The sequence below is a fragment of the Weissella sp. ESL1156 genome, assembly GCF_058505625.1.
Genome location: NZ_CP196372.1, coordinates 1,596,688 through 1,622,347, shown reverse-complemented (window position 1 = coordinate 1,622,347; position 25,660 = coordinate 1,596,688). Strand labels below are relative to the sequence as shown.

At 33.4% G+C, this 25,660-nt stretch carries 23 protein-coding genes, 2 pseudogenes and 1 riboswitch; of the genes and pseudogenes, 2 read left to right on the top strand and 23 right to left on the bottom strand.

Annotated elements, in window-relative coordinates; genetic code table 11:
• Positions 1 to 82: 82 nt before the first annotated feature.
• A complete protein-coding gene (metK, locus tag ACSKY2_RS08310; RefSeq protein ID WP_489840276.1) occupies positions 83 to 1,276 on the bottom strand; it encodes a methionine adenosyltransferase in 1,194 nt (397 codons plus the stop codon).
• Positions 1,277 to 1,370: 94 nt separating this feature from the next.
• Positions 1,371 to 1,460: riboswitch (SAM riboswitch) on the bottom strand.
• Positions 1,461 to 1,554: 94 nt separating this feature from the next.
• Positions 1,555 to 3,114: a hypothetical protein gene (locus tag ACSKY2_RS08305; RefSeq protein WP_489877423.1), complete on the bottom strand. Its 1,560-nt coding sequence runs from the start codon at positions 3,112 to 3,114 to the stop codon at positions 1,555 to 1,557.
• Between the two features lie 121 nt (positions 3,115 to 3,235).
• Here ACSKY2_RS08305 and ACSKY2_RS08300 point away from each other — a divergent pair.
• Positions 3,236 to 3,490, top strand: a pseudogene (locus ACSKY2_RS08300) (substrate-binding domain-containing protein); the annotation flags it as partial.
• 86 nt (positions 3,491 to 3,576) lie between these two features.
• On the opposite strand, the gene ACSKY2_RS08295 reads toward ACSKY2_RS08300, so the two are convergent.
• The 18 genes and pseudogenes from ACSKY2_RS08295 to ACSKY2_RS08210 form a co-directional block, all read right to left on the bottom strand.
• Complete coding sequence (locus ACSKY2_RS08295; protein WP_489877422.1) at positions 3,577 to 4,155, bottom strand: TetR/AcrR family transcriptional regulator; 579 nt, start codon at positions 4,153 to 4,155, stop codon at positions 3,577 to 3,579.
• Positions 4,156 to 4,172: 17 nt separating this feature from the next.
• Positions 4,173 to 5,498: a YhgE/Pip domain-containing protein gene (locus tag ACSKY2_RS08290; protein ID WP_489877421.1), complete on the bottom strand. Its 1,326-nt coding sequence runs from the start codon at positions 5,496 to 5,498 to the stop codon at positions 4,173 to 4,175.
• Between the two features lie 156 nt (positions 5,499 to 5,654).
• A complete protein-coding gene (locus tag ACSKY2_RS08285) occupies positions 5,655 to 6,485 on the bottom strand; it encodes a class A sortase (RefSeq protein ID WP_489877420.1) in 831 nt (276 codons plus the stop codon).
• Positions 6,486 to 6,829: 344 nt separating this feature from the next.
• Positions 6,830 to 7,668 (bottom strand): annotated as a pseudogene (rfbD, locus tag ACSKY2_RS08280) (dTDP-4-dehydrorhamnose reductase).
• Between the two features lie 395 nt (positions 7,669 to 8,063).
• Positions 8,064 to 9,569, bottom strand: coding sequence for an MATE family efflux transporter (locus ACSKY2_RS08275; RefSeq protein WP_489877419.1), 1,506 nt, complete (start codon positions 9,567 to 9,569; stop codon positions 8,064 to 8,066).
• Positions 9,556 to 10,431 (bottom strand): glycosyltransferase family 2 protein, encoded by an 876-nt coding sequence (locus ACSKY2_RS08270; RefSeq protein WP_489877418.1) that lies wholly within the window; start codon positions 10,429 to 10,431, stop codon positions 9,556 to 9,558. The genes ACSKY2_RS08275 and ACSKY2_RS08270 overlap by 14 nt, the downstream gene beginning before the upstream one ends.
• 3 nt (positions 10,432 to 10,434) lie before the next feature.
• Complete coding sequence (locus ACSKY2_RS08265; protein ID WP_489877417.1) at positions 10,435 to 11,556, bottom strand: EpsG family protein; 1,122 nt, start codon at positions 11,554 to 11,556, stop codon at positions 10,435 to 10,437.
• Between the two features lie 19 nt (positions 11,557 to 11,575).
• Entirely contained in the window at positions 11,576 to 12,565 is a 990-nt protein-coding gene (locus ACSKY2_RS08260) for a glycosyltransferase family protein (protein ID WP_489877416.1), read from the bottom strand.
• Entirely contained in the window at positions 12,558 to 13,799 is a 1,242-nt protein-coding gene (locus ACSKY2_RS08255; protein WP_489877415.1) for a CDP-glycerol glycerophosphotransferase family protein, read from the bottom strand. The genes ACSKY2_RS08260 and ACSKY2_RS08255 overlap by 8 nt, the downstream gene beginning before the upstream one ends.
• 12 nt (positions 13,800 to 13,811) lie before the next feature.
• A complete protein-coding gene (locus ACSKY2_RS08250; RefSeq protein WP_489877414.1) occupies positions 13,812 to 14,738 on the bottom strand; it encodes a GT-D fold domain-containing glycosyltransferase in 927 nt (308 codons plus the stop codon).
• Complete coding sequence (locus ACSKY2_RS08245; RefSeq protein WP_489877413.1) at positions 14,738 to 15,565, bottom strand: glycosyltransferase; 828 nt, start codon at positions 15,563 to 15,565, stop codon at positions 14,738 to 14,740. The genes ACSKY2_RS08250 and ACSKY2_RS08245 overlap by 1 nt, the downstream gene beginning before the upstream one ends.
• A gap of 114 nt (positions 15,566 to 15,679) precedes the next feature.
• The gene (rfbD, locus tag ACSKY2_RS08240) at positions 15,680 to 16,516 is read right to left on the bottom strand and encodes a dTDP-4-dehydrorhamnose reductase (RefSeq protein WP_489878246.1); all 837 of its coding nucleotides are present in this window, start codon (positions 16,514 to 16,516) and stop codon (positions 15,680 to 15,682) included.
• Positions 16,517 to 16,547: 31 nt separating this feature from the next.
• Positions 16,548 to 17,585: a dTDP-glucose 4,6-dehydratase gene (gene rfbB, locus ACSKY2_RS08235; RefSeq protein WP_489877412.1), complete on the bottom strand. Its 1,038-nt coding sequence runs from the start codon at positions 17,583 to 17,585 to the stop codon at positions 16,548 to 16,550.
• 11 nt (positions 17,586 to 17,596) lie between these two features.
• On the bottom strand, positions 17,597 to 18,193 hold the full coding sequence (locus tag ACSKY2_RS08230) for a dTDP-4-dehydrorhamnose 3,5-epimerase family protein (protein ID WP_489877411.1): 597 nt from the start codon (positions 18,191 to 18,193) through the stop codon (positions 17,597 to 17,599).
• Positions 18,194 to 18,200: 7 nt separating this feature from the next.
• Positions 18,201 to 19,073 (bottom strand): glucose-1-phosphate thymidylyltransferase RfbA, encoded by an 873-nt coding sequence (gene rfbA / locus ACSKY2_RS08225; protein ID WP_489877410.1) that lies wholly within the window; start codon positions 19,071 to 19,073, stop codon positions 18,201 to 18,203.
• A 29-nt stretch (positions 19,074 to 19,102) separates the two neighbouring features.
• Entirely contained in the window at positions 19,103 to 19,684 is a 582-nt protein-coding gene (locus ACSKY2_RS08220) for a sugar transferase (protein ID WP_489877409.1), read from the bottom strand.
• A 17-nt stretch (positions 19,685 to 19,701) separates the two neighbouring features.
• On the bottom strand, positions 19,702 to 20,427 hold the full coding sequence (locus ACSKY2_RS08215; RefSeq protein ID WP_489877408.1) for a CpsD/CapB family tyrosine-protein kinase: 726 nt from the start codon (positions 20,425 to 20,427) through the stop codon (positions 19,702 to 19,704).
• Between the two features lie 13 nt (positions 20,428 to 20,440).
• On the bottom strand, positions 20,441 to 21,322 hold the full coding sequence (locus ACSKY2_RS08210) for a YveK family protein (RefSeq protein ID WP_489877407.1): 882 nt from the start codon (positions 21,320 to 21,322) through the stop codon (positions 20,441 to 20,443).
• A gap of 210 nt (positions 21,323 to 21,532) precedes the next feature.
• Between ACSKY2_RS08210 and ACSKY2_RS08205 the strand changes: the two genes are divergently transcribed.
• The gene (locus ACSKY2_RS08205) at positions 21,533 to 22,300 is read left to right on the top strand and encodes a tyrosine-protein phosphatase (RefSeq protein ID WP_489877406.1); all 768 of its coding nucleotides are present in this window, start codon (positions 21,533 to 21,535) and stop codon (positions 22,298 to 22,300) included.
• 102 nt (positions 22,301 to 22,402) lie between these two features.
• Here the strand turns inward: ACSKY2_RS08205 and ACSKY2_RS08200 are convergent, their stop codons facing one another.
• The 3 genes from ACSKY2_RS08200 to ACSKY2_RS08190 form a co-directional block, all read right to left on the bottom strand.
• Positions 22,403 to 23,356, bottom strand: a complete 954-nt coding sequence (locus tag ACSKY2_RS08200) for an aldo/keto reductase (protein ID WP_489877405.1) — start codon at positions 23,354 to 23,356, stop codon at positions 22,403 to 22,405.
• Between the two features lie 120 nt (positions 23,357 to 23,476).
• Positions 23,477 to 24,361, bottom strand: a complete 885-nt coding sequence (locus tag ACSKY2_RS08195; RefSeq protein WP_489840295.1) for a 3-hydroxyacyl-CoA dehydrogenase — start codon at positions 24,359 to 24,361, stop codon at positions 23,477 to 23,479.
• Positions 24,362 to 24,474: 113 nt separating this feature from the next.
• Positions 24,475 to 25,617 carry a trans-sulfuration enzyme family protein gene (locus ACSKY2_RS08190; RefSeq protein ID WP_489877404.1) on the bottom strand — a complete coding sequence of 381 codons (1,143 nt, stop codon included), beginning with the start codon at positions 25,615 to 25,617 and terminating at the stop codon, positions 24,475 to 24,477.
• Positions 25,618 to 25,660: the final 43 nt, after the last annotated feature.

The following is a 25,660-nucleotide window of genomic DNA, read 5'->3' as shown; positions in this document are numbered from 1 at the left end:
ATGATCATACGACTTATCTAACCGCCAAAAATAAAAAGAATGAGATGAAAACGATCATCTCATTCTTAACAATATCCATTGCTTACTTATTAAAATATGCTTTCAATTCATCAACCTTGTCCAAACGCTCCCAAGGTAAGTCCAGTTCTGGACGACCAAAGTGACCATAAGCAGCCGTTGCCTCATAACGTGGCTTACGCAAATCCAAATCTTCAATAATGCCGGCTGGACGTAATTCAAACAAATCACGAATAGCTGCGACCAAGTCGTCATCAGATACCTTACCTGTACCAAACGTATTCACATTTACTGAGACTGGGGCTGCCACACCAATAGCATACGCAACTTGTATTTCAACCTTTTCAGCCAAACCAGCTGCCACAATATTCTTGGCAATGTGGCGAGTTGCATAAGCCGCACTACGATCGACCTTCGTAGCGTCCTTTCCAGAAAAGGCACCACCACCATGGCGAGCATAACCACCATACGTATCAACAATGACCTTTCGTCCGGTCATACCAGCATCCCCTTTTGGACCACCGATAACGAAACGACCTGTTGGGTTGATCAAGTAACGCGTATTCTCATCGACCATTTCGGCTGGCAAAATTGGCTTAATAATGTACTCCCGAACATCTTTGCGTAATTGTTCCAATGTGACAGATGCACGGTGTTGTGTTGATAAGACAACTGTATCAATACGAATTGGCTTATCATTTTCATCCAATTCTACTGTAACTTGTGCTTTTGCATCAGGTAATAGGTAATCTAAAATACCTGCACGACGCACGTCAGCTTGCTTTTTAACTAATTTGTGTGACAGAACAACTGACAAAGGTAGATATTCATCTGTCTCGTTTGTTGCAAAACCGAACATCAAACCTTGATCCCCTGCACCAATTTGATCAAGTGGATCAACACCACCGTCTTCACGTTGTTCGATTGCTGAATCAACACCTTGTGCAATATCAGGTGACTGTTCATCCAAAGTCACACCAACATGAATGTCATCTGCCAAGAACCCAGCATCAGGATCATCATAACCAATTCGCTTTAATGTCTGACGTACAATATCATTAATGTTGACATAGGCTGTTGTTGACATCTCACCAAACACATTAACGTATCCGGTTGTCACTGATGTTTCTACCGCTGTTCGCGCCTGAGGATCTTCCTTTAAGACCGCATCCAAAATGGCATCTGAAATTTGATCAGATACTTTATCAGGATGTCCTTCTGAAACTGACTCTGACGTAAATAAACGCTTTTCTGACATAATTATCAATATCTCCTTTAAATTTCATCTAAAATTCAAAATAAATAACCCCGACTACCACACATAGGCGGCATGTCGGGGTTTAATCGATATGCGCCTATCTACTAGAAATTACCACATCACCAATAAATGGTAGTTGGTGTCAGATCATAAGGTCTAGTCCCTCCCTGACTCTCGATAGGATGTCGAGTTATTTACTTTTTAATACGGTATCTATCATACTGATTTTTTTATTTTTGTGCAAGTCGTTTTTTTAGTAATCAAAATCATTTCATAACTTATTTTTTAGTATTTAATGCTAACGCTTCGCTGACATATTGCACCATAGCACTTGCCCCTGGATTATTGGCAACCTTTATTAAATAACCCAATCGACGTAACCGATGTGCAGCAGTAACTATCTCATGATGCGCACCACGCATAACAACTAATTGAAAATCATATTGTGATTTCTGCATTTCATGGATGATTTTATCATTGTTCAGATCAGATGGATCTAACCAAATGACTGTTACACCAAACTGTTTTAATTTTTTGGCAGCATTTTTTACTGTTTCACCCCACCAAGAAATAATTAATACTTGTTTGTCTGACTGTACATTTGTTGCGACACACTTGTTTTTAGAAATCGTTGTTTTCACCTGGACAATTGGTTCATTTAATTGTCGAATCAACATAATATGACCTGTATCGATCCGCTGTCTAGCTGAATAATAGTAATCCAAGGTAATCTCAGATAACGCCAGCCCATTTAATGAAACATGAGTCATGTTATATTGTTGACCTCGACGATCAATAAATAACCATTGATCACCGTCCTGTTCAAAATATCCTTGGATTTGATGCCATAAAACCAAATCTTCAGCGATCAATTCATTATACTTTTGTACCAAACGTAACAGAGGATGATATTCATCAATACAATCTAAATGTAGGTCACTTGTCAAGTGTCGGAGTTGTTCTGAACGACTGAGCGTTGGTTGCAATATCACCGGTGATTGTACTTGTCGTAATTGTTGCTGAACCTCCCCTAATTCGTCTTGTAATTTTTTTATTTTTTCTTTGAATTGGCGATCATCAACTTTTGGACAAACGTGTTTTAGCCAAATCCGTTCATTTATTTTATGAGTTAATTGCTTGTGTTTATTTTGTGTTTGCTGGATTCTGATCTGCTCACGAATATCACTAATTGTTTGTGTCTGTTTATTTAATTTAAATTGATAATCGTCATTTTTCTTTTCTAATTGTCGATATTGTTCTTGCAATTGCTGATATTGCATATCCTTAATGTGTAGTGTCTCTCTGGCTGCAGTCATACCTGCTAACGCTTGGTCATGCTGCTTTGCTAGCTGGCTTTTTGCAATCGTTAACTGGCGAATACGTTGCTTCAGTACTTGATTAGCTCGTTGATTTTTATCACGTGTTTCAAGTGATTGCTTCACGCTCATTGGTTGACTCGATACTTTAATTAATCTGTGATAAAATTCTTCTTCTGTTATCGCTTGTGATAGTAATCTGTTTAGCTCCTGTAGAAATCGATGCACATCATACTGTTGTCCATCTGAAAAAACAACTTGTAACTGCCTATGTCGTAAATCATTTTGATAAGTCAATGTGGTCAATTGCAGTGGCTGCTGAATTAACTTGTTATCAAGCAATGATTGCACTGGTTGTAATATTCTTTTACTGGCTTGTGTCAGTACATTTAATTGTTGCCGAGATAAAATACTATCAACGATATAACTTTTTTTAATTAATCTTGCAAAAGGTTGTAATTCAGCAATTAATTGCTTACTTTTATCATTGATTACTGGGGTCCGTCGTTTCTTGACTTTCATTCAAATACCTTCCGTCAAATAAATATAATCAAATATTACTTTGTTTTTATTTATAAAACAATATTTTTCATGACGGAAAAATATACTAAAAATAAAAAATTAGTTTAGCCAATATAACAGTCTAGCAATTGGCGTATTAAATGCTCTCAATAGTATTGATACAAGGTTGGCACAGCATCTTGCAATCATCAGTATCAACGACAGTGCAAGTGCTGCATATACACAACCTGCCCTGACAACTTTTCATATCGATATTGATCAACTGGTTACAGCAAGTTTTGATAGGCTCGATGAAATGATTACTTTTAATCGTGATATGCAAGCCGTTACTTTCATCACACCTTCTTTGATTTACCGAGACAGTTTTCAACAATAAAATTTTAGACAAAAAACGAGTGGTAATCGCTATTAAGCATGGCGATTACCACTCGTTTTATTGATATTATTTATCCTAATGCCACATCAACTCAATAAATGCTCAATAAACACCCGAATATTATCATTCAAATATTTTTGATTATCTACCTTTTGTGGGTTTTCTGTATAAACATATTTAAAGACGGAATGGCCAAAATTCATTAACATTAAGTTTTGTACTTCTATTTCAATGTTGATATCAGCTTTAATTTCATTAGCTGCAATCATCTTTTGAAGTAACGTTGTCATTAAATTACTTTGCAGTATAAATAACTGATTTAATATATCTGACAACTCTGGAAATTCATAATTTTCTCTTAATACTAATTGAAAGACAGGTTGATGATTTTCAATAAAATATTGATAAATGCTGACTGCACGAGTCAAATCATGTTTCGCATCTCCTGATAACTGAAAGGTTTCTCCAACCTGAGAAACTTCTTTTGAATAGTCATCGATCAATCGTCTGAGAATACTCTGTTTATCAGAAAAATGTCGAAACAGTGTGCTCTCATTAATACCAGCTGTTGCAGCAATTTTACGCGTTGTTGAACCCCTGTACCCAAATTGATTTACCAACTTCGCAAAAGCTGTCAATATTTTTTGATCAACATCACTTGTCATAACTTGTTGTAACTCCTTTAACTCAGATCATGAAAATCAATCATCGTCTGCTTTTTTCTCAATGTGACAATAATTAAATTAATTATTATTGCGCCCAATAATATTAATATTAACATGAACATGTTGTTTGTGATGCTGTTGTTTGTGTAGAAAGTGTCAAAATCAGCACCAACAATGTAAGACATTGGCAAAATAGCATGCATGAGTTTAAAGAAACCGTTCATTAAAATTGCCGGGAACAAACCACCACTGGCGACAATTTGAATCATGGTAACAAAAATATTCACTGTTGCACCCATTTGTCCAAGCAATAAGTACATCATTGCTGTGATATTAAACGCTGTCCAAATATACAACCAATGGCTAACAAACATTGGTAAGAACTTCGTACCATCAAACCCAATATAACTCATTAAAATCAATGAATTAACCAAACTACTAATTGCTGAAACGATAACAAACGTGATTTCTAAATCAGCAAATGCATGAAATCGGCCTATCTGAGCTGCAAACTTAGCATATGTGCCATAGAGAACTAATGACGCAATCATCGTTCCTAGATACAATGCTAATGCAAAGAAGAATGGTGCCATAGCATAATTCAATCCTTCGTGAAGCACATTTTCACGGTGTAATTTCACTTGAACGCTGTTTGATAGATTGGTTGCTTGCTTTTTGGCAGAGGCAATAATTGTTTGTTTTTGTTGATTAGCTTGTTGTGTTGCTTGCTTTTTTTGATCAGTTATTTGTTGATTTAATTGATCAGTTAACGTTTGTTGTTGTGCTGCTGGCGCACTCGCAATTTTTTGTTGTGCTTGTTTTAGCTTGTCTGCTGATGCTGCTTTTTTCTTTTGCACGTCTTGTTGCAGCTCACCGAGTTGTGGTTTAGCAAAAGCGAAAGTTGCTTTTTGCATCGTGATATTTTGTGTAACTGTCTGGCCTATTTTTTGAGCAGCCAATTTAACAGATGAGTTCACTAAACTAGGATTAGCATCATTCGTGTACATCTCTAAATTCGTTTTATGATTTGCTTTTACATCCGCTGAAAAATTCTTTGGAATTGCAATGACGAAATAACTCTTACGATTATCGAGTTCTTTTTTTGCTGTGTTTAAATTGCTAGTCTGTTTCACATCATGAAATGGTAATTTCTGCTTTAATTGCGTTGCCAAATGTTTACTCTTAGGATCTTGATTGACCAGCGTGACTGGTAATCGATCAATATGATTGGGGACAGCATGATAACCTGTAAAATAAATTGTAAAAATTAAAATACCGAATAATAAGGTAACCAGTGTAGCCAATTTTGGACCTTTACTGCTTAAAAATTCTTTGATTCGCATGTCTTCATACTCCTCTTTCTTTTATTTCCACTGATAATAATAACAGAATAAAATAATAAAGCAAGTGCTTACTTGCAAAAAATAAAAAATAAAAATTCGTCTGAAGCTTATCATTGCTTCAAACGAATTCCTGTCTCTAACGACCTCTTTATTTCACTATTTCACAGTTTTTGTGCCACCCGCATCACCATTAACGCCTTCTTCGATACCTGGATTATACCAATCAACATGTGCATTAGTTTTTTGTTTCGTTAAATCAAAATAAGACACAATTCGACTGGGCGCCTTTGACCACGTGTAATCTTTTTTCAAGTAACCAGTCGTAATAATTCGATATGAGGTACTTGGAAATAGACACGTAATAATTGTCACTTGTGCCTGTTGTGTGGGATCAAGGACATTGACATCATCAGCCTTAACTAGTCGCTGTTGCTTAATACGATATTCATAAATACCGTCATTATTAGCCAAATAAACCGCTTTATGATTCAACCAATTGTTTGTTTGTCGTTGCCCATCTACCAAGTATGGCGCATCATTTTTATAATTCTGCTGTAACCCACTAAAGCCAGTTAATCCATCATCAAAATTGTGGCTCGCTAAGCCATAGTTACCTTGTCCCATTACAGGCACTTGCTTCCCCGTCGGATCAACATTATTACGATTTGCATAATCTGCACCTGCTTGGAGTCCCTTTTCTGAATAGGCATCATTGAAAATCGGTTCAAGAATACCCACAGTTGGTATGCTGACAAAGCCCTGTTTTTTCAAACCAGGTTGCGTTTCACGCATTAATCGTTGTCTAATTTTATTCCGCTCTTGCAATCGAATTTTCTGATGACGATCAACTGTCACTTTATGCGTTCGAATTGTTTGAATTGTTTTATTATGAATATCAAACCAATTTTGCTGATAACAAATGTAACCAACACTACATAAAATAATAACTGTCAAAATGGTTTGAAAAAATCTTTTTGCTAATTTCATTTTTGATGAACTTTCTGTCTATTCCAATTAAGTTGCAGCACTCGAATTCATTTGAAAATTTATTACTAATAAATAGTATAACAAAAGACTACTATATTTATGAAGAAATCAATCGTCTAATACTACTAACTTCCAACATATTGGAATTAAGACAAAAATAAAAAGACACCCATAAAATGTTGTTATCTAAAAAAGAAAACAAGGTATTTATTGATGTCCTTAAGTGGTTTTATCATAAATTCAGTTGACTAACAAATAAGATAAAATTTTCCCGATGTTAACTTTATAATGCATTGTAATGTCCATTTTGTTTTGAAAAATAGGACATACACTCACCATATACATCAAACCATCGATGATAAAAATTTTTTCAAAGCATCCTGCCAAGTAGGAATTTCAAAACCTGTTGATTTAGCCTTTTCCAAACTCATTACAGCATGTTTAGTTCTATAGGCTTTTTGTGGAAACTCCGTACTGGTTACTGGCATAACTTTTACTGATGTTGTTTTTAAAATTTCCTGCGCAAATTCATACCAAGTAGCTGTATCATCATTAGATAAATGATAAATACCATATTCAGATCTTGTTTTAATCAGATACAACATAAATTCTGCTAAGGTTCTTGTCCAAGTAGGGCGTCCCATTTGATCGTTAACCACTGTTAATTTAGAATGATTTTGAGCAAGTCGTTGCATTGTATACACAAAATTATTGCCAAATTCACCAAATACCCAACTCGTTCTAACAATGTAGGCATCAGCTCCACTTTCACTAACAGCTAATTCACCAGCTAACTTTGCACGTCCATAAGCATTTTTAGGATTAACTGGATCATTCTCTTTGTATTCTCCCAAATTCATGCCATCAAAAACGTAGTCTGTTGATATAGCAACCAATTTCACATTATATTTTTTTACTGCATCAGCAATATTTTTTTACCCTCAACATTTACTTGCCAATTTTGAAAACGCCCTTCATCTTCGGCTAAAACAACTTTTGTATAAGCAGCTGCATGTAGCACAATATCTGGTTTCTCGTGTTCAAATACTGACATCACATACTCTCGGTTGAGAATATCCAATTGGTGTGAATTAAAGGCTACAAAATCCAATTGACGTTCCAACAACAATTTTTGCAATTCTTGACCAAGTTGCCCATTAGCACCTGTAATTAAGTACTTCATAATTCCTCCAAAAGTAGTTTATGCACCTTCAATATTATTGATTATTCTGTGCATACTCAGCCTCAACAGCTGCCTTTTCAGATTTCCACCATGATTGATGATCTTCATACCATTTAATGGTATCCTTCAAACCGGTTGTAAAGTCAGTATATTTGGGTTGCGAACCTATTGGACTGCATTACGTAACTTCATTATTGATGTACAAAAAAATAAATTCAATACTCATGATATGATTAATAGCAATGAAAACAGCCTAAATAAGTAGTCTGTTACGTCTTTTTAATTTTTATGAATCTTATAAAATAAACTGGTCGAGAAAACTTTTCTAAAATTTTTGGTGTTCAATTCACTCAACCATTTAGTGTTTGCTTTTAGTATGTGACGTTCAACCTTTTTTATGATAATATTTTTTTTATCAAAATTTTAAAGTTATTACTTACAATATATGTTCCAAATATCAAAACTAATGTGCATATTATTAATATTAAAAATTTTGCATAAATAGATGTAATTTCCATATTAACATATATTCCGGTTAATAATAAAACACACTCAACTATAGATGAAATTCCAAATAATATAAAATAATGTTTCAACCTAGTTTTCAACCCTAGTTTAAAGACAATTAATGGTTCCCACCAAGAATTTATCAACACGTTACTACATATTGTTCCTAAAACAACTCCTAAAACACCAAGATGAAAATGGTTAACTAGCATAATAGAAATAACTAAATTAGAGAGTGCTTCAAACACTGATTTATAACGCTGTTCCCAAAATAAGGAATGCGCAATTTGAAAAGAAATAGATATTTGTCTTATTTGATTCAAAAAAAATAGCAAAACGATACCTGCAGTTGTAATGACATTTAGTTTAAACTTATTTCCCACCCAAATTGCAATAAAGTCTGGAAATAAAATAATCATTCCAAAGCTGATTATTTCTAGTAACAATGCATTTCCTAAAAATAATTGATAGAAAGTTCTTTCTTCTTTCAAAGGGTCATTTTCTGTTCCCAAGTTACCAATAGATGCTGTCAAAGCGGAAATACCTGTATTCAAAAGTGTAGTTATACCATTTACAACTATTAGGTAATTAGAATAAATACCTACAACACTTAGTCCAACAAAATAGGACAACACCAAATTATCTGTACTATTTAATACTATTCCACCTAATTTAGAAGATACCATACCAACGACATTTTGAAGTAACTGCTTTTTTATGATTCTTGGTACTGCCTTTATTTCAATATTATTCAACATTGGATATTTTACTTTAACTTTTCTACCTAAAGAAACATTAGATAAAATTGTTGATACTAATAATATAAATAAATATATTATATAGTTATTAAAAATGAACAATGAGAAAATCTGTAATACTTGAGCACACATACTAAAAATAAATTGATTACATGCATTTATATATCCATTTTGGTCAGCAATCAACAGTGAGCGATTTGCAACCAAAAAATAGCTAGCTGCTGAATTCATAAAATATACAATAAATGCAAATCTTGCACCATCAGGCATATTTCCTTTAATAAATAATGGTAACAAGATTGTTAATATACTTCCTGCAAGAATAATAATAATGACTATTATTCGATAAATCTTTTTTAAAAGATTTAGTAACGATTTAACAAGTATGTAATTATTTTCTGCTAGTGGCTTATATAAAGATGAAGTTATGGCAACGCCGATTCCTAATTCCGTGAATGAAAGCATATTTAAAATATTTTTAAAAAGGCCATCTAGCCCTAAGTAAGTCGCCCCTAATTTATGTATAAAAAAGTACCTTCCTACAAAGGTCATTATTAGTGTTAATAATTGAAAGCTCACTCCTAAAAAAACATTTTTTTTACTTGAAGAAACTCGAGATTTTTTATTTGATCCCATGATTAAATCTCCCAGTTAATAGGTAACAGATTCCTTCGTTTATCCCTTTAATTGAATAAATAAATTTTTTTAATCTTGATGGCTTAAATAAAAATATTTCCCTCAGGTTTATCAGTTCTCTTATAACCATTTTATAAGGACTACCAAATTCAGGATACCTAGAACGTACTATAATCCTGTTTCGATTAATATAGTATAGTCTGATATACGAATGATCAAAAACATATTTATTTTTTAAACCAACAAATGTTTTATATTTTGATTCACTAACACCTTCTCCAATTTCATGATTGTATGTAACATTGTTAACCCTATAAATATTGTACCCTGCTCTTTGTAATTTGTAATTAAAGTCAAAGTCAACATAATCAATAAATAATTGACTATCAAAGCCACCAACATTTTGCCACGCTTGAATATTGACCAAATTACCAGAAGAAATAATATCTTTAACTTTTTCGACATTTTCAATAAAAATTTCTTCTCCCTTAAAAGATCTGTCGATAAATCTTCCAGATAAAATACCAATATCATCAGATAATCCAGTTTTTAATAACTCTTCTACATAATTTTTCGGTAATACCGTATCTTGGTCTAAAGTTAGTACCCAACTGGCGTTTCCACGTTTAGCATAATTTATTCCGAGATTTTGAGCATACGCGATTCCCATATTCTTATCCAAATGCTTAATTACAACATGTAGTTCGCTAACCACATTTCCCCACATTTTAAAGTTATCAGATCCATTGTCTACAATAATAACTCTGTGGACTTGATTCTGAACCGCACTAATATTTTCAAGCAACATTTTTTTCTCTGGATTATATGTCACTATTACAGCATCAATTTCATAAATTTTCATTTTTCAATCTCCACTGATTTCATTAGAATCTTTAATTTTTGCAATATATGGGATCGTGTTTTGATATTCAGGACCCCAAATCGTTGTATGAATATAAGTAAATAATACAAGAAAAACAACTAGTAAAATGGTTCTACTCTTAACAAGCATTTTTCTCTTTGCTATACCTGAGTAGTATATTACAACTATTATTATAAAAAATAAGAAAGCATTTCTTGAAATTCTAGAATAATCTGGCGACATCAAAATTAATGGTAGTGTAAATGTTGAAACAAGAACACCACTATATAGCATTTTCAATTTTTTACCATTTATATTCATATTTTCTTGAATATAAGTGATGAATGAAGTAGATAAATATAACACTAACAATACCGTTACTCCTATTAGAAAGATAATTGATAAACTTGTGCCTCTGGAAAAATGACTTTGAACATTAGTAACTGAGCCTGTTCTCGATGAAAATGCACCTAATCCTCTCATAATTAGACTAGTCACCCCAGAATTTCCAAAAATCTTTATAATTATCGTAAAAAGTAACGAAATTCCAACCATGAGTCTCAAAACTTTTTTTATATATTTTTCGGGGACAAAATAGATTGGAATTATCATTATAAATAAGAATCCCAAGTCATGAAATTGTGTTGCAAGCGTTATAGTGGCAAGTCCCAAAAGTTTAACAATTAAATTATTTTTTGTGAATAACCCACATCCTAAAATAATTAATGAGATCATCATCAAATTTCTGATTTGTGTAGCATCATTAAAAAAAACTGTACTTCCATATATCCAAGTAAACATAGCAATATTTTTAGTGAAAATCAAAACGCCAAAAAACAATATTGCAAAAGCACAAAAAGCAAATACTAACCGAAAATCTGAATAACTAAATCCTAAATGATTAAAATATGCAGACATAGCTGTGTAGCCTTTTTCAAACGGAGAAACTTCATTCCCTAACGCATAATAATGTGTTTGGTATACCTGATAGTCAGTTGTAGTTCTACCATCTGCAGAACCTGCAATCCAAGCTAAAACGGAAAAACCTACTGCCCCAATTATTCTAGTATTTTTTAAAAATGAACTAGCTATCAATGATAGCATTAACGTTAAAATAAATAGCATAACTTTTTCTCCATCAGTACTATAGCTTCCATTTCACATTTTTCCCCAATTTACCTCGCCAGCCATCATGGATTGCACCCATAATTAATTTTAATCGTCCAAAAGATTTATAATTAAATTTACCATATATTATAAATCCAAAAGAAACAAATATTAATATATTTAAAATGTAAAAACATTTATTTGTCACTAAATTATTATTTCTAATTAAATATACATTATTACGAATCATATATAAAAAACGACCTAATCCATCATTATCTTTACTTTCATAAAAAATTTTATATCCTGAATTTTTATTTTTATCTTCAAACCATGAGTTCGAAATCTCTGACAGTAACAAGTTATTACTCTTCAAGATTTCAATATTCTTTTGCCGTAAATTTAAACAAAATTGCGCATCATCTTCATATATGAAATAATCACTCACTGGTAACTCGATATCTTTTAATAATTTCTTTTGCAAAACAATTCCTGCCCATGGTGCAAAAACCATTTTAGCAATTGCTGGATTTTCTCTCTCTTTTTTCATTGAAAAAAATTTATTTTTCAATGAAAATCCTGCAATAGAATTGAAATAATAATTAAGATTTTTATCCATGCTATCATCAAAAGTGCGATCACGACCTAATCTTAGCATAGACCATATATGTGTGTTACATTGATTTTCTTCCAAACTTGTTAATTTTTTAAAAAAATTGGATTCAACATTCACATCATCATCAAGAATTAAAATAAATGTATCATCACTTATTTCTTTCGAATTAAATATTTCTCTAAGTCCACCTGTAAATCCTGCGGCAGATCCTAAATTGTCCTCATATTTAATAATTTTAATTTTATTATTAAATTTATTCGTAAGTACTGAATCAATATCATATTGTACACCGTTACTTAGAACAAAAGCCTTATTCGCCCCTTGAGTAAGTGCACTCTGAATTGTACTAATCAAATTATCTTTTCTTTGAATCGTGCCATATGTAACAATTAATGCGACAAATTCAATCATTTTTTTCACCTTTTAAAATTTCAAAAAGTCTTTGTGAGTTCTTATTATCTCTTAAATCAAAAAATTTATTAACTCTGCTTATATAATAAGAATCCATATTATAATTATTCTTTATAATTTTAATAAGACCATCTATTAAATCTTCCTCATTTGTAACCACTGGCCCAAATCCATCACGTTGATGTGTAAAATAATCTAGGCTATATGTATAATGTCCTTTACTAAATTCTTTTTGATCAAATTGAAAATATATAACAGGCCGCTCCATATAAGCAAAGTCCATTGATATACTTGAATAATCAGTAATCATTAATGAACTCTCCATTAATACTTTCTTCAACGATATTTCATCTATAGAAATTAATTTAATATGATTTGAACCCACAGAAAATTCATCTAAGAATTTTTGTATTTCATGATGTGGTGGCATAAAATACAAATCAACGTTGTTATTTTCCAAAATATTTACTAAATGTCTATCATTAAGAACATTATTAATTGTTACAAAATAATTTGATTCTAAAAATTCTTCTTTTGAAACATTAGCTAAATATTGACGCCATGTAGGAGAAAACAAAATCACACGTTTTGTAAAGCCATTACTTGATGTTTTAGAAAGCTTATCGAATCTGGGTAACCCAGTCTCAATAATGTTTCCTTTGGGATATCCATACTTAGAAATTTCTCGATACTCACTTTTAGTACTTGTAATAAAATAATCAAATTTTGTTCTTTTGTAATTAGAATTTTTTTTAGCATCCCACTGCATTACACCATGCTGTAAAAAAACAAATTTAAGGTTAGGTACCATCCATCCATACAATAACTTAAATTCACGCCAGTTAACCCACTTCATTGGTAAAACATAATGATCATGCGTACTTATTAAATACTGCGATTTAAAAATTGTTATAAAGTGTTCAAAAGTATTTGGTTCAATGATATGGCCAATCTTATCCAAAGACGTAAATTCCATACTATCTTTTTTTAAAATATATGCAGTTTCGACCTCTGGATGTTGACAACGAAGAAATTCAAAAAAATCCCGTCCATTATCTTTAGCATCAACGCCCATCTCGCTTATTAACCAAAAATTTTTTTTATTATGAAGATAAAATTTTGAAACAATATATGCCACAATTAATTTTGGAAAATACATTAAAGCAATTAAAATTTTTAACCAATCTTTTACCCTAGTATTTCTCTTTATTTTATAAATTAAATTTCCAAACATCCAAACATCCCCTTATAAAAATCGTTTGTAAATTTCTTCTTCATAATTATGATTTATTTTGTACTTCGCATTTCCTGTGGTACCAAGTTCATTATCATATTTATTTGTGACATTTACTCTATGAAAAGCTCCGCGCAAATAATATTCATATTGTAAATCAAAATGTCCAATATCAATTGCCTGTATACCTTTTAAAGCAAGTCTATGTACTAAGACAGTTGCCGTTGGTCCTAAAGCAACAAGTACAAGTGGATTAGATATTTTTCCATTAAGCTCTATAATTACTGATTCTAAATCAGCAATAGCTGAATAGGCGTTAACTGCTGGTCCAACTACTCTACGGATTTTTTTGGCATTATCAAAGAGGTCATTTCCTACACCAAATTTCGTTTGATCCCCCTCTACCATCAAAACTGATCGATTTTCCCATAGACTCTTTACAGAATGAATGACATTCTCAATGTTTTCTTCATCTTTTAATTCCGTCACTGTCCTACTAAAACTTGCATCTAAGAAAAAACTAGTTAAACTACTTTCAATCAGTTTGTTTATATTGTGTCTATTTTCAAATGTATATTTCCACCAAAAAACTGCTGTTCTAAGATTGTCGTTCTTTGTACTTAAAAAGCCATGCGGCAATGCTACTACATATTCTTTCGATGACGTTGCTGCTTCAAATAATTCTTGAGCTAAATCAGAATCATATTTCTGAAATCCAATACTCCTATGTTGAAACATAATTCTCATCTCGCCATCTCCAAATCTGCCCACGGATAAATTATTTTTTTTTATGATTTCGACTGTTCTTAGAGGAGAAGCTACTTCAAAATTAAATTTTTTTACTGTAGAACGATACAAAGGAAAGTAAACTATTTTTGCTATTTTTAAAGATTGAACAAACTTACTTTTTATTATTCTTTTTAATATTGTTACTATCACTACTCTTTACCCTTTCTAAGAAACAGTTTATATAAATAAGCACGTAGAAATGTTGGAATAGTAGCAACAATAAAAACTAGTATATCTATCATTAACATTTGAGGAAAAGTTAAGACACCTAAATTCCAAAAATAACACCTTAACTTCCAGTTTTGAATAGCATATCTAATGCCACCACGTCTGTTATACATTCCAGTTTCTGTTCTCATAAAAACAACTGCATCATCAATATTTTTAACTTTCCCAGTTAACTGCAACATCCGTATCCATAAATGATAGTCTTCAAAGAAATTAAAATCTTGATAATTTCCTGCCTGTTCAACTGCAGCTTTTTTATACATTACCGTTGGATGATTGAATGGACTTCTATATTTAGCAAATTTTCGAATTTCTGAATCGGAATTTGGCAATTTTCTAATAGCTACTATATTATCTACGCTTCCAATAAATTCTTTAATTAGTCCGCCAACTATCAATAATTCTTGATCTCTATTAAATTCTATTAATTGCTTTTTGAATCTATTTGAATCAGAAATATCATCAGAATCAGCCCTAGCTACCAAATTTGTTTGTACATATTTCATCCCTACACGTAAAGCATTCCCTAATCCTTTATTCTCCTTCAATCTGATAACTCGTACTTTATTTTTATATTTATGTTGCACCTTAAAAATTGCATTCTCTAATTGGTTATCTATCGGACCATCAACAACTAATACCACTTCCTTCGGTTGAATTGTTTGATTAAAATTGCTCTCTACAGCTCTTAAAAAGTTTTCAGCATTATCTTTTGAGTATAATGACATTAAAACTGTAAATTCTTCCAATTTTTTCTCCTTCTAAAAGACAAACACAGATGGTTAAGTAGCCTACCTGTGTTTGTTGATTAATAAATTTTCAAATTTTTAAGAATTCAATCCATATGTAGGTTGTTTAAAACGTTACATATTATTCATTAATCTACTTAGCGCTTCTTTCCAAGTTATCGGTTTAAATCCCGTGCCTTTCGTTTTAACTAAACTTAATACTGAATTTTTGGGTCTTTGAGCTATAGTTGGAAACCTATCAGTTGTCACTGGCTCTATACTGACAGACTTTTCTTCTAATATTTTTGTAGCAAATTCATACCAGGTGGTTGTCTCATCATTACTTAAATTATATATTCCATAGTCAATATCGTTTGAAATTAAATAAATCATAAATTCCGCAAGTGTCCTGGTCCAAGTTGGACGACCATACTGATCATTAACGACTGAAATTTTATCTAGCTTAGAAGCCAACTCTTGCATTGTATAAACAAAATTTCTTCCAAACTCACCAAACACCCACGAAGTACGGATAATATAATATTCTACGCCACTAGCTTGGACAACTTTTTCTCCAGCTAACTTTGCTTTCCCATATTCATTCTTAGGGTTTACTGGATCAATTTCTGTATACTCTTTATCCTCCTCCCCAGAAAAAACATAATCCGTTGATATATAGATTAGCTTAGCATTAATTCTACAGCTGGCATCCGCTAAATTTTTTGTACCATCAACATTAACACGCCAATTTAATTGTTTCCCTTCATTCTCTGCTGCATCCACAGACGTATAAGCTGCTGCATCTAATACAACATTAGGCATTTCATTCTCTAATACTCGAAATACTTGTTTCCGATTTGTAATGTCTAACTGTTTTGAATCGAATGCAACGTACTCTTGTCCTAGTTTTTCTAATAATTTAACAATTTCTTGGCCCAATTGTCCTTTAGCACCTGCAACAAAATACTTCATCATATACCCCAACTAATATTTTACTAACTGTTTATTGATTATTCTGTGCATACTTAGCCTCCACAGCTGCCTTTTCAGCTTCCCACCATGATTGATGATCTTCATACCATTTAATGGTATCCTTCAAACCGGTTGTAAAGTCAGTATATTTAGGTTGCCAACCTAATTCTTCACGAATCTTTGTGGCATCGATCGCATAACGTAAATCATGCCCTGAACGATCTTGCACAAAGTCAAAATCATTTTCATCTTTACCCATATCTTTTAAAATTGTGCGTAACACTGTGATATTATCTTTTTCACCATCTGCGCCAACCAAGTAAGTTTCACCAATCTTGCCCTTCGTTAGAATGGCCCATACAGCAGTTGCATGATCATATGTATGAATCCAATCACGAACATTTTTACCAGAACCGTATAATTTTGGTTTGATACCAGAAATAATATTCGTCACCTGACGAGGAATGAACTTTTCAATATGTTGGTAAGGTCCATAATTATTAGATGTATTAGATATAGTTGCCTTAAGTCCAAATGAACGTACCCAAGCACGCACTAACAAATCCGAACTAGCTTTCGATGATGAGTAGGGACTTGATGGTCGATATTGAGATTCAGGTGTGAATTTTTCACCCTTTCCTTCACCATGACCAGGTAAATCCTCACGTAATGGTAAATCGCCATAAACTTCATCTGTAGAAACATGATGGAAACGCTTATTATATTTACGAGCTGCTTCAATTAGTGTGTAAGTTCCCATAATGTTAGTTTGAATAAACGGTGAAGGATCTTTTAATGAATTATCATTATGACTTTCAGCTGCATAGTGAATCACTGCATCAGTTTCTGAAACTAATTTATCAACTAATGGTGCATCTACAATATCACCAACCACTAGTTTCACACGGTCTTCAGGTAACCCAGCTAAATTTTCTTTATTACCCGCATAGGTCAACTTATCAAGGACCGTGACAGTAACTTCAGGATGTTCGTCAACAAGATAACGCACAAAATTTGCGCCAATAAACCCAGCACCACCGGTTACCAATATATTTTTATATTCCGTCATGAATTGAGCTCCTATTTCAATTGATCTCGCTTTAATGGTTCAACATCTTTTAATAATGGATGCTGTTTATCAGCTTCACTCACTTCTGCATGATTAAGATCATCCCATTTGATTCCCAATGTCGAATCAACATAATTCACAAAAGCGTACTTTGGCTTTAGCTCTAAGGCCCAATAATCATTAACTAAATAAGTATACGAAACTGTTTCACTTAATACCTGAAAACCATTGGCCACACCACGAGGCACATAAATCCCTTTGCTAGCATCAATAACCGTTTGATAAACATGCCCAAACGAATCGCCTTCACGTAAATCCACCCATGCACCAAGGACTTGGCCGTTATCAGCTACTGAAATGTACTTATCCCAAGGCTCTGCATGTAAACCACGTAACACTCCCTTACGTGATAATGACACATTGTTTTGTAGTTTGTTCTCTTTGAAGAACTCTTTTGGAAAACCTAAAGGCAACATTTTTTCTTTTTGGAAATTTTCTTTAAACCAACCACGATTATCACCGTGAACAGGAATATCAAATTCTATCATCCCTGGAATTACAGTGATTGAACGAGCAGCTAATTCTTTTTCAAAAAATTTTTCATCCATACTTATTCTAACCCTCTTCCTCAACAATTCTTAACAAATACTGTCCATAATCATTTTTCTTTAATGGTTGTGCTAAAGTTTCTAATTGTTTAACATCAATATATCCCATGCGATAAGCAACTTCCTCTAATGAGGCTACCTTCAAATTTTGCTGTTTTTGAATAGTGGCGATAAATGAAGAAGCTTCCAGTAATGAATCATGTGTCCCCGTATCAAGCCAAGCATACCCACGTCCCATCACTTGTACGTCTAAGTCACCACGATTCAGATAAGCTTGATTGATATCCGAAATTTCTATTTCACCACGAGCTGAAGGTTTTACATTTGCAGCTATTTCTACAACATCGTTATCATAAAAATAAAGCCCCGTTACTGCATAATTTGATTTTGGATGCGCTGGTTTTTCAACAATGGATAATGCCCTCCCATCGTCATCAAATTCCACAACACCAAAACGTTCTGGATCTTTTACTTGATAACCAAATATTGTTGCCCCTGTTTTTTTAGCGGCAGCTTCTTGTAATTGTTGTGACAAGCCTGCACCATAAAAAATGTTATCACCCAGCACCAAAGCAACAGTATCAGTACCAATGAAATCAGCACCAACAATGAAAGCATCTGCTAAACCACGTGGTTCCTCTTGGATTGCATACTGAATATTCAATCCAAGTTCTTGACCGTTACCAAGTAAATCTTTAAATTGTTGAATATATGTAGGGGTAGAAATTAATAAAATATCTTTGATACCTGCCAACATTAAAACTGACATTGGATAATAAATCATAGGTTTATCATATATTGGAACCAATTGCTTACTCGTTGCTTTAGTAATCGGATAAAGTCTTGATCCTGATCCACCCGCTAAAATAATACCTTTCATAATTGATTCTCCTAAGTATTAAATAAATTCTAAAACTTTTCTCGATTAATATTCTTCGCCAAAGTTACATTTAAAATAGTTTGAAAGATAATCTTTATATCATTGAATAATGATAAATTTTCAACATATATCTGGTCGAAATAAGCTTTTTCTTTATTTAAAATATTATTTCGTCCATTTACTTGTGCTAACCCTGTGATACCTGGTTTAACCTTATCTGCACCATTTTTTTCTCTCAAATGAATCACATCAATATCACTGTCCGATAAAGGACGCGGTCCAATAAAACTCATATTACCGATAATAATATTAAATAACTGTGGTAATTCGTCTAATGAATATTTTCTTAACACTTTACCGAAAGGTGTAATGAAATTATCAATATCTTTAAAATCTCGATTTGACATTTCCGGAGTTTCTATATACATAGTTCTAAACTTGTATATTATAAATTTACGTGAATGTTTGCCGTATCTCTCCTGTTTAAATAATATTGGCCCATTAGAGGTTAATTTAATTACTATTGCAATAACCGACATAGGTATCAAAAGAATAACAATTAGACAGATGCCCATCAATTTATCTAAGATTATTTTTATGCCCTTATACATATGTACTTTCCTCTAAATTACTTAGTACTATCGTACCCGTATCCATATCCTGCATCTTTGCCAGAGCCCTTAACTCGCTCCACAACACCTAAGATTTTAGTTTCACCCAAACGCAGTATTTCAACCGTTCTTTTTAGAGAATTCTTCATTGTTTTACCAACCATTGTTACCACTACTACGCCATCAATTAATGGTAACAATACTTGTGCATCCGATACTGTCATAATTGGTGGTACATCTAAAACAACAATGTCATAATTATTGCGCATCCAATCAATCAAGGCTATCATTCGCTTTGAATTTAATAACTCAGCTGGATTTGGTGGTATCGGACCTGCCGTTAAAACTTCCAAATTTTGTACAAAAGTTGGCTGAACAATATCCTTAGGCTGTTCTGCAGAACCCAAAATTGTACTTAATCCATGTGTATTATTCACCCTGAATGTTGCTTGCGCTGTTGATCGACGCATATCAGCATCCACATACAAGACATTTTTACCAGACTGTGCCCAGGTAACAGCTGTATTCGTAGAAATAGTTGTTTTACCATCAGATATTTCTGCTGATGTAAACATAATGACTTGTAAATTATCTAAAGCAGCACCAGCAAATTCAATATTCGTTCTTAACGTCCGAAATTGTTCAGAAATAACACTCTTTGGTTCAACTACCGTTACCAAGCGAGCACCATTATCTTGCGTTTCTGTATCTTTATTAGCGTCTTTTTTCCTAAATAATCCCATAGTAACTCCTTAATTAAATTCGACGCTTACTGCGTGAACGGCTAAAATATTCATCCGATTGTGAAACAGTACTGACTACTTTATCGATACTTTTAATCTTTCCAATAAAATTAATTTGACCCAAATTAGTTAGCTGTAATTCATCTGTAAGATAACTAACATTCTTAACTGTTCGATCGCTTAATTCCTTAATCATTCCCCACATAAAGCCAACAAAAATTCCAGCTATTAACCCAACTAGCGTAAATAATTTGATATTAGGCGAAACGGGTGTTTTATTATTTGTTGCTTTTGAAACAATTGACACGTTAGAAACACTCATGATTGAAGACACTTTTTGTTGGAACACTTTCGCAATTTCATTGGCCGCATCACGTGCTAATTGACTATTTTTTGAAGTGACATTGACTGTAAATATCTGCGAATTTTGCTGATTAGTGATTGAAATATTCTTAGATAGTCCTTCTACACTAATTTCAGATTTATTATATTTCGCATCAACTACCTTGTATTCAGCAGGTTCTTCTTGCTTATCAATAATTCGTGTACCATCTGCCAGTGTTTTATAAGTTGCTGGTTTGGATTTTCTTATTAATTGTTTTTGTGTTGTAGTCAAATTTTTAACAACCGTATTTAAAATGACAGGGCGGGTGATAATATCCTTATACGTATTAATCATTTGAATATCCGCCTGTTGATTTTGTAATTGTGCAGATGTATTCTCATCCGCTTTACGATTAACCAATAAAGCAACCGACGAACTGTATTGCGGTTGGATGACAAACTTTGAAACACCAAAAGCTATACCAGCTAATACAATTCCCAAAACTATCATTAATATTATATTTTCTCGCAAAATCAACCATAATCGTTTGATGTCAATTATGTTATCCATTAAAATGTCCACCTATCCATTATTATCATTTTTGTATCTACTGGTTACAGTTTATGATATTTTTAAGAATAAATAAACCAATTTCATTTAAAAGAAGTTTAAACTATTTGACAGAATTCTTTTACGTTAAGTAGCTATTCATTTATTTTTTATAGGCAGAATGCAATGTACGGTATAATAATTTTAGAATAATAAAAAAAGGGGAGCTCTATGATTGACATACATTGTCATCTATTACCTGGTATTGATGACGGATCTGAAAATTTAGATATTTCATTACAACTAGCTCGTGATGCTGTAGCTGATGGCATTACGCATGCTCTCATGACACCTCATCATATGAATGGACACTATATTAACCATGCTGAAGATGTTATCAATCTCACAACCTGGTTCCAGACTGAATTAAACAAAAATAACATCCCCCTTACTATATTTCCTTCACAAGAAGTACGCATTAATGGAAACTTATTATCATTACTTGATAACCATGATATTTTAACGACAGATGAACAGGGACAATACATTCTCATTGAGTTTCCTGCAAATGATGTTCCTATGTTTACTAAAGAAATGTTATTTAAGTTACAGGAACGTGGTCTCACACCAGTCATCGTCCATCCGGAACGTAATACCGAGTTAATGACCCATCCTGAATTACTGTACGACATGATTAATAATGGGGCTTACTCACAAGTTACAGCTAGTTCGTACGTTGGTACCTTTGGTAAAGCTATTCAAAAATTTTCAGAGGATATCTTAGATAATGGTTTAGCTCAGATCATTGCATCTGATGCCCATCATTTACCTGGTCGAACTTACGAAATGAGTAATGCATTTACAAAGTTAAAGACAAAATATGGTCAACGTCATAGCCGCATATTTGATGACAATGCAAAGGCACTCATTAACGGGGAGCCATTAATACGCTTTGATGAAACACCAATTAAAAAGAAGAAATTCTTCTCGGCTTACTAACGACCTATAAATAAAACTAGTCGAATGCTTCTTAAAAAAGCATTCGACTAGTTTATAATTATTCAGTTTTCTACTATACACCATATCGGTTTGATCCGAATTTTATGGTAAATCGTTACCTGCTGCTAAGTAGATGTCATACCATTCTTGATGTGACAACTTCACGTCACGACCATCAATCATTTCTATCAGACGACTTGGCGTCATTGATCCTAAAATAACTTGCATATTCGCTGGATGTGTAAGAATAAATGCGACAGCGATACCATTCTTTGTTGAATTGTGCTTGTCAGCAATTTCTTGCAACTTCGCATTCAACTCAGGGAACTTATCATTATCGATAAAGTGCCCTTCAAACATACCATATTGGAATGGTGACCAAGCTTGAATCGTCATATGCTTTAATTGTGAATATGGTAAGATTCCACCATCATGATCAACTGAGCGACTATCTGCCATGTTCACATGAATACCAGCGTCAACCATCCCTGTATGCATTACCCCAAATTGTAATTGGTTAGCAACTAACTTTTGATGTACAGCAGATTGTAATAATTCGACCTGCCATGTGTTCATATTTGAAACACCAAATTGCTTTACTTTACCACTAGCTGCTAATTCATCAAACGCCGCAGCAATTTCGTCGGGTTGCATCAAAGCATCTGGTCGATGTAACAAGAACACATCTAAATAATCTGTCCCTAATCGAGATAACTCAGCATCAACTGACGCAATAATATGATTTTTTGAAAACTCATAACGTGAGCCAGTCAAACCATCAGCCGCAACTGGGCCACGATCTGATAGAATACCACCTTTCGTTTGTAAAATGATATCTTCACGCTTAGCACCGGCTGCTTTTAGCGCCTTGGCTAAACTGGTTGTTGATTGGCCATTCCCATAAATATCAGCCGTATCAAAGAAATTGACACCCTTTGATAAGACCGTCTCAACGACTTCTTGTGCTTCGGCTGCTGACTTGTCCCCCATTCGCATTGCTCCCAACGCAATTGTTGGGACCATTAAGCCAGAACCGCCTAAGTTGATTTGTGACATCTTATGAATACCTCCCTTTTCAAGGTATATTTTACACTGATTTATGATACAAAACCAATCAAACACTATGCAAAAAACTGAGAATCGGCTAATCGATCCTCAGTTCAAATTTATTAATGTTTACTTCAAGAAATCAGCATCCTTGAATGCGGGGTTAGGATACTTGTAAAAGCCTTCACCAGCAGCTGCCCCAGTTTTTCCTTCATCAATCATTGTCTTCAACTTTTTAGCAATCGCAGCAGCTTCCTCATCTGAATCTGCTTTAGCAAGTGATAGATTATATGGTGTGTTCAAACCAACAACATCCAAAATAGCAAATGGTCCTTGTGGTGCACCAGTTGCAATCATCCATGACTTATCAATAGTTTCTGGATCAGCAACACCTTTAATCCAAAGTCCTTCGGCAGCATCAAGCAATGGTACTAATAATGAATTCAAAATGTAACCATGTTGCTCTTTGTTCAAACGGAATGGAACCATACGAATGTCTCGTGCAAATGCAACCAGTTCGTCAATGTACTTGTCATCCGTACCGGCATGTCCCATAATTTCAGCATTATTATTCTTCCAAATCTGGTTAGCAAAATGAATCGCTAAGAACTTTTCTGGTCGATCAACATATTCTGCAAACTGTGATGGCACAAATGTTGATGAATTTGTTGCAAAAATGGTCTTAGCTGGTGCAACTTCAGATAACTCTTTATAATAACTTGACTTAATTTTTACACTTTCAGGAATTGCTTCAATCACTAAATCAGCATCAGCAACAGCTTCTGCTAAACTGGTAGAAAATGACATATTATCAATAACTGATGACGCTTTATCACCATCATCATAAAAATCTTCATATTCAGGTACATAACTAGCTAATAATGTCTTAGCATGTGCTAAAGCATCATCGTTAATATCATATAGTGTGACATTAAATCCTGTAAATGCTGTTTGAAAAGCAATTTGGCTACCTAATACACCACCGCCAGCAACTGTAACATTCTTGATCGACATTCAAAATCCTCCTAAGTCATCCTTATAAAAACATACAATTTATAAACTTACAATATATTATTTATAACATCGTTATTATTTATCAGCTACTTTTAACGAACCTTAAACAAAGACTACTTTTTTAAATATTGAAAACCACGGGCTAAATCAGTTAATAAATCACGCTTATCTTCAACACCAATTGACAAACGAATTAATTCATCTTGGATACCATTTTTTAATCGTGTCTCGCGTGGAATTGCACCATGTGTCATTATTGCTGGTATTTCAATCAAGCTTTCTAAAGCGCCAAGACTTTCAGCTAAAGTAATGACCCGTAATTGTTCAACAAAGATTTGTGGATCTAAACCTGATTGTAACTCAAATGAAATCATCGCACCAAAACCATGCATTTGCTTTTTAGCTATCTCGTAATCAGGATTTTCAGGATTACCAGGATAGTATATTTTGCTGACCAAAGGTTGTTGCTTTAAATATTCAAATATCACTTGTGCATTATTTAAATGAGCCCGCATACGAAGTGATAATGTCTTCATACCACGTTGTAATAGCCAACTTTCTTGTGGTGCCAAAATATTTCCCATCGCATTTTGCAGGTAACCAATTTGCTCTCCTAATATAGGATCTTTCGTCGCCACCAAACCAGCAACCACGTCACTATGCCCACCTAAATACTTCGTTGCACTATGCAAAACAATATCAATACCAAGCTCAAGCGGTCGTTGTATATAGGGCGATGCAAATGTGTTATCAATAATACTAATAATATGATGACGTTGTGCAATATTCGCAATCGCTGCAATATCTGTTACTCGCAATAGTGGATTTGTTGGCGTTTCCAAATAAATGGCTTTGGTTTGTGGCGTAATTGCTTGTTCAACTGCCACTAAATCACGTGTATCGACAATTGTAAAAGTCATCCCAAAACGTTTTAGCACTGTATCGATTAAACGAAATGTTCCCCCATAGACATCGTCCCCAATGATGAAATGATCACCATGTGAAAATAATGAAAAAACAGTATCAATTGCTGCTGACCCCGAAGCAAATGCAAAACCCGCCACGCCACCTTCAAGATCTGCAATTAGTTTCTCAACTGCTTCACGTGTCGGATTCCCTGACCGTGAATATTCATATTTATTTTGACCAATTTTCTTTTGATGAAAGGTCGATGCCATATATATCGGTATCGATGTTGCTCCCGTAAATTCGTCTTCGCTAATCCCACCATGAATTAATTTTGTATCAAATTCCATTACTTAATCTCCCGTATTATTACTCTTTTCTAAAGTTTCATTT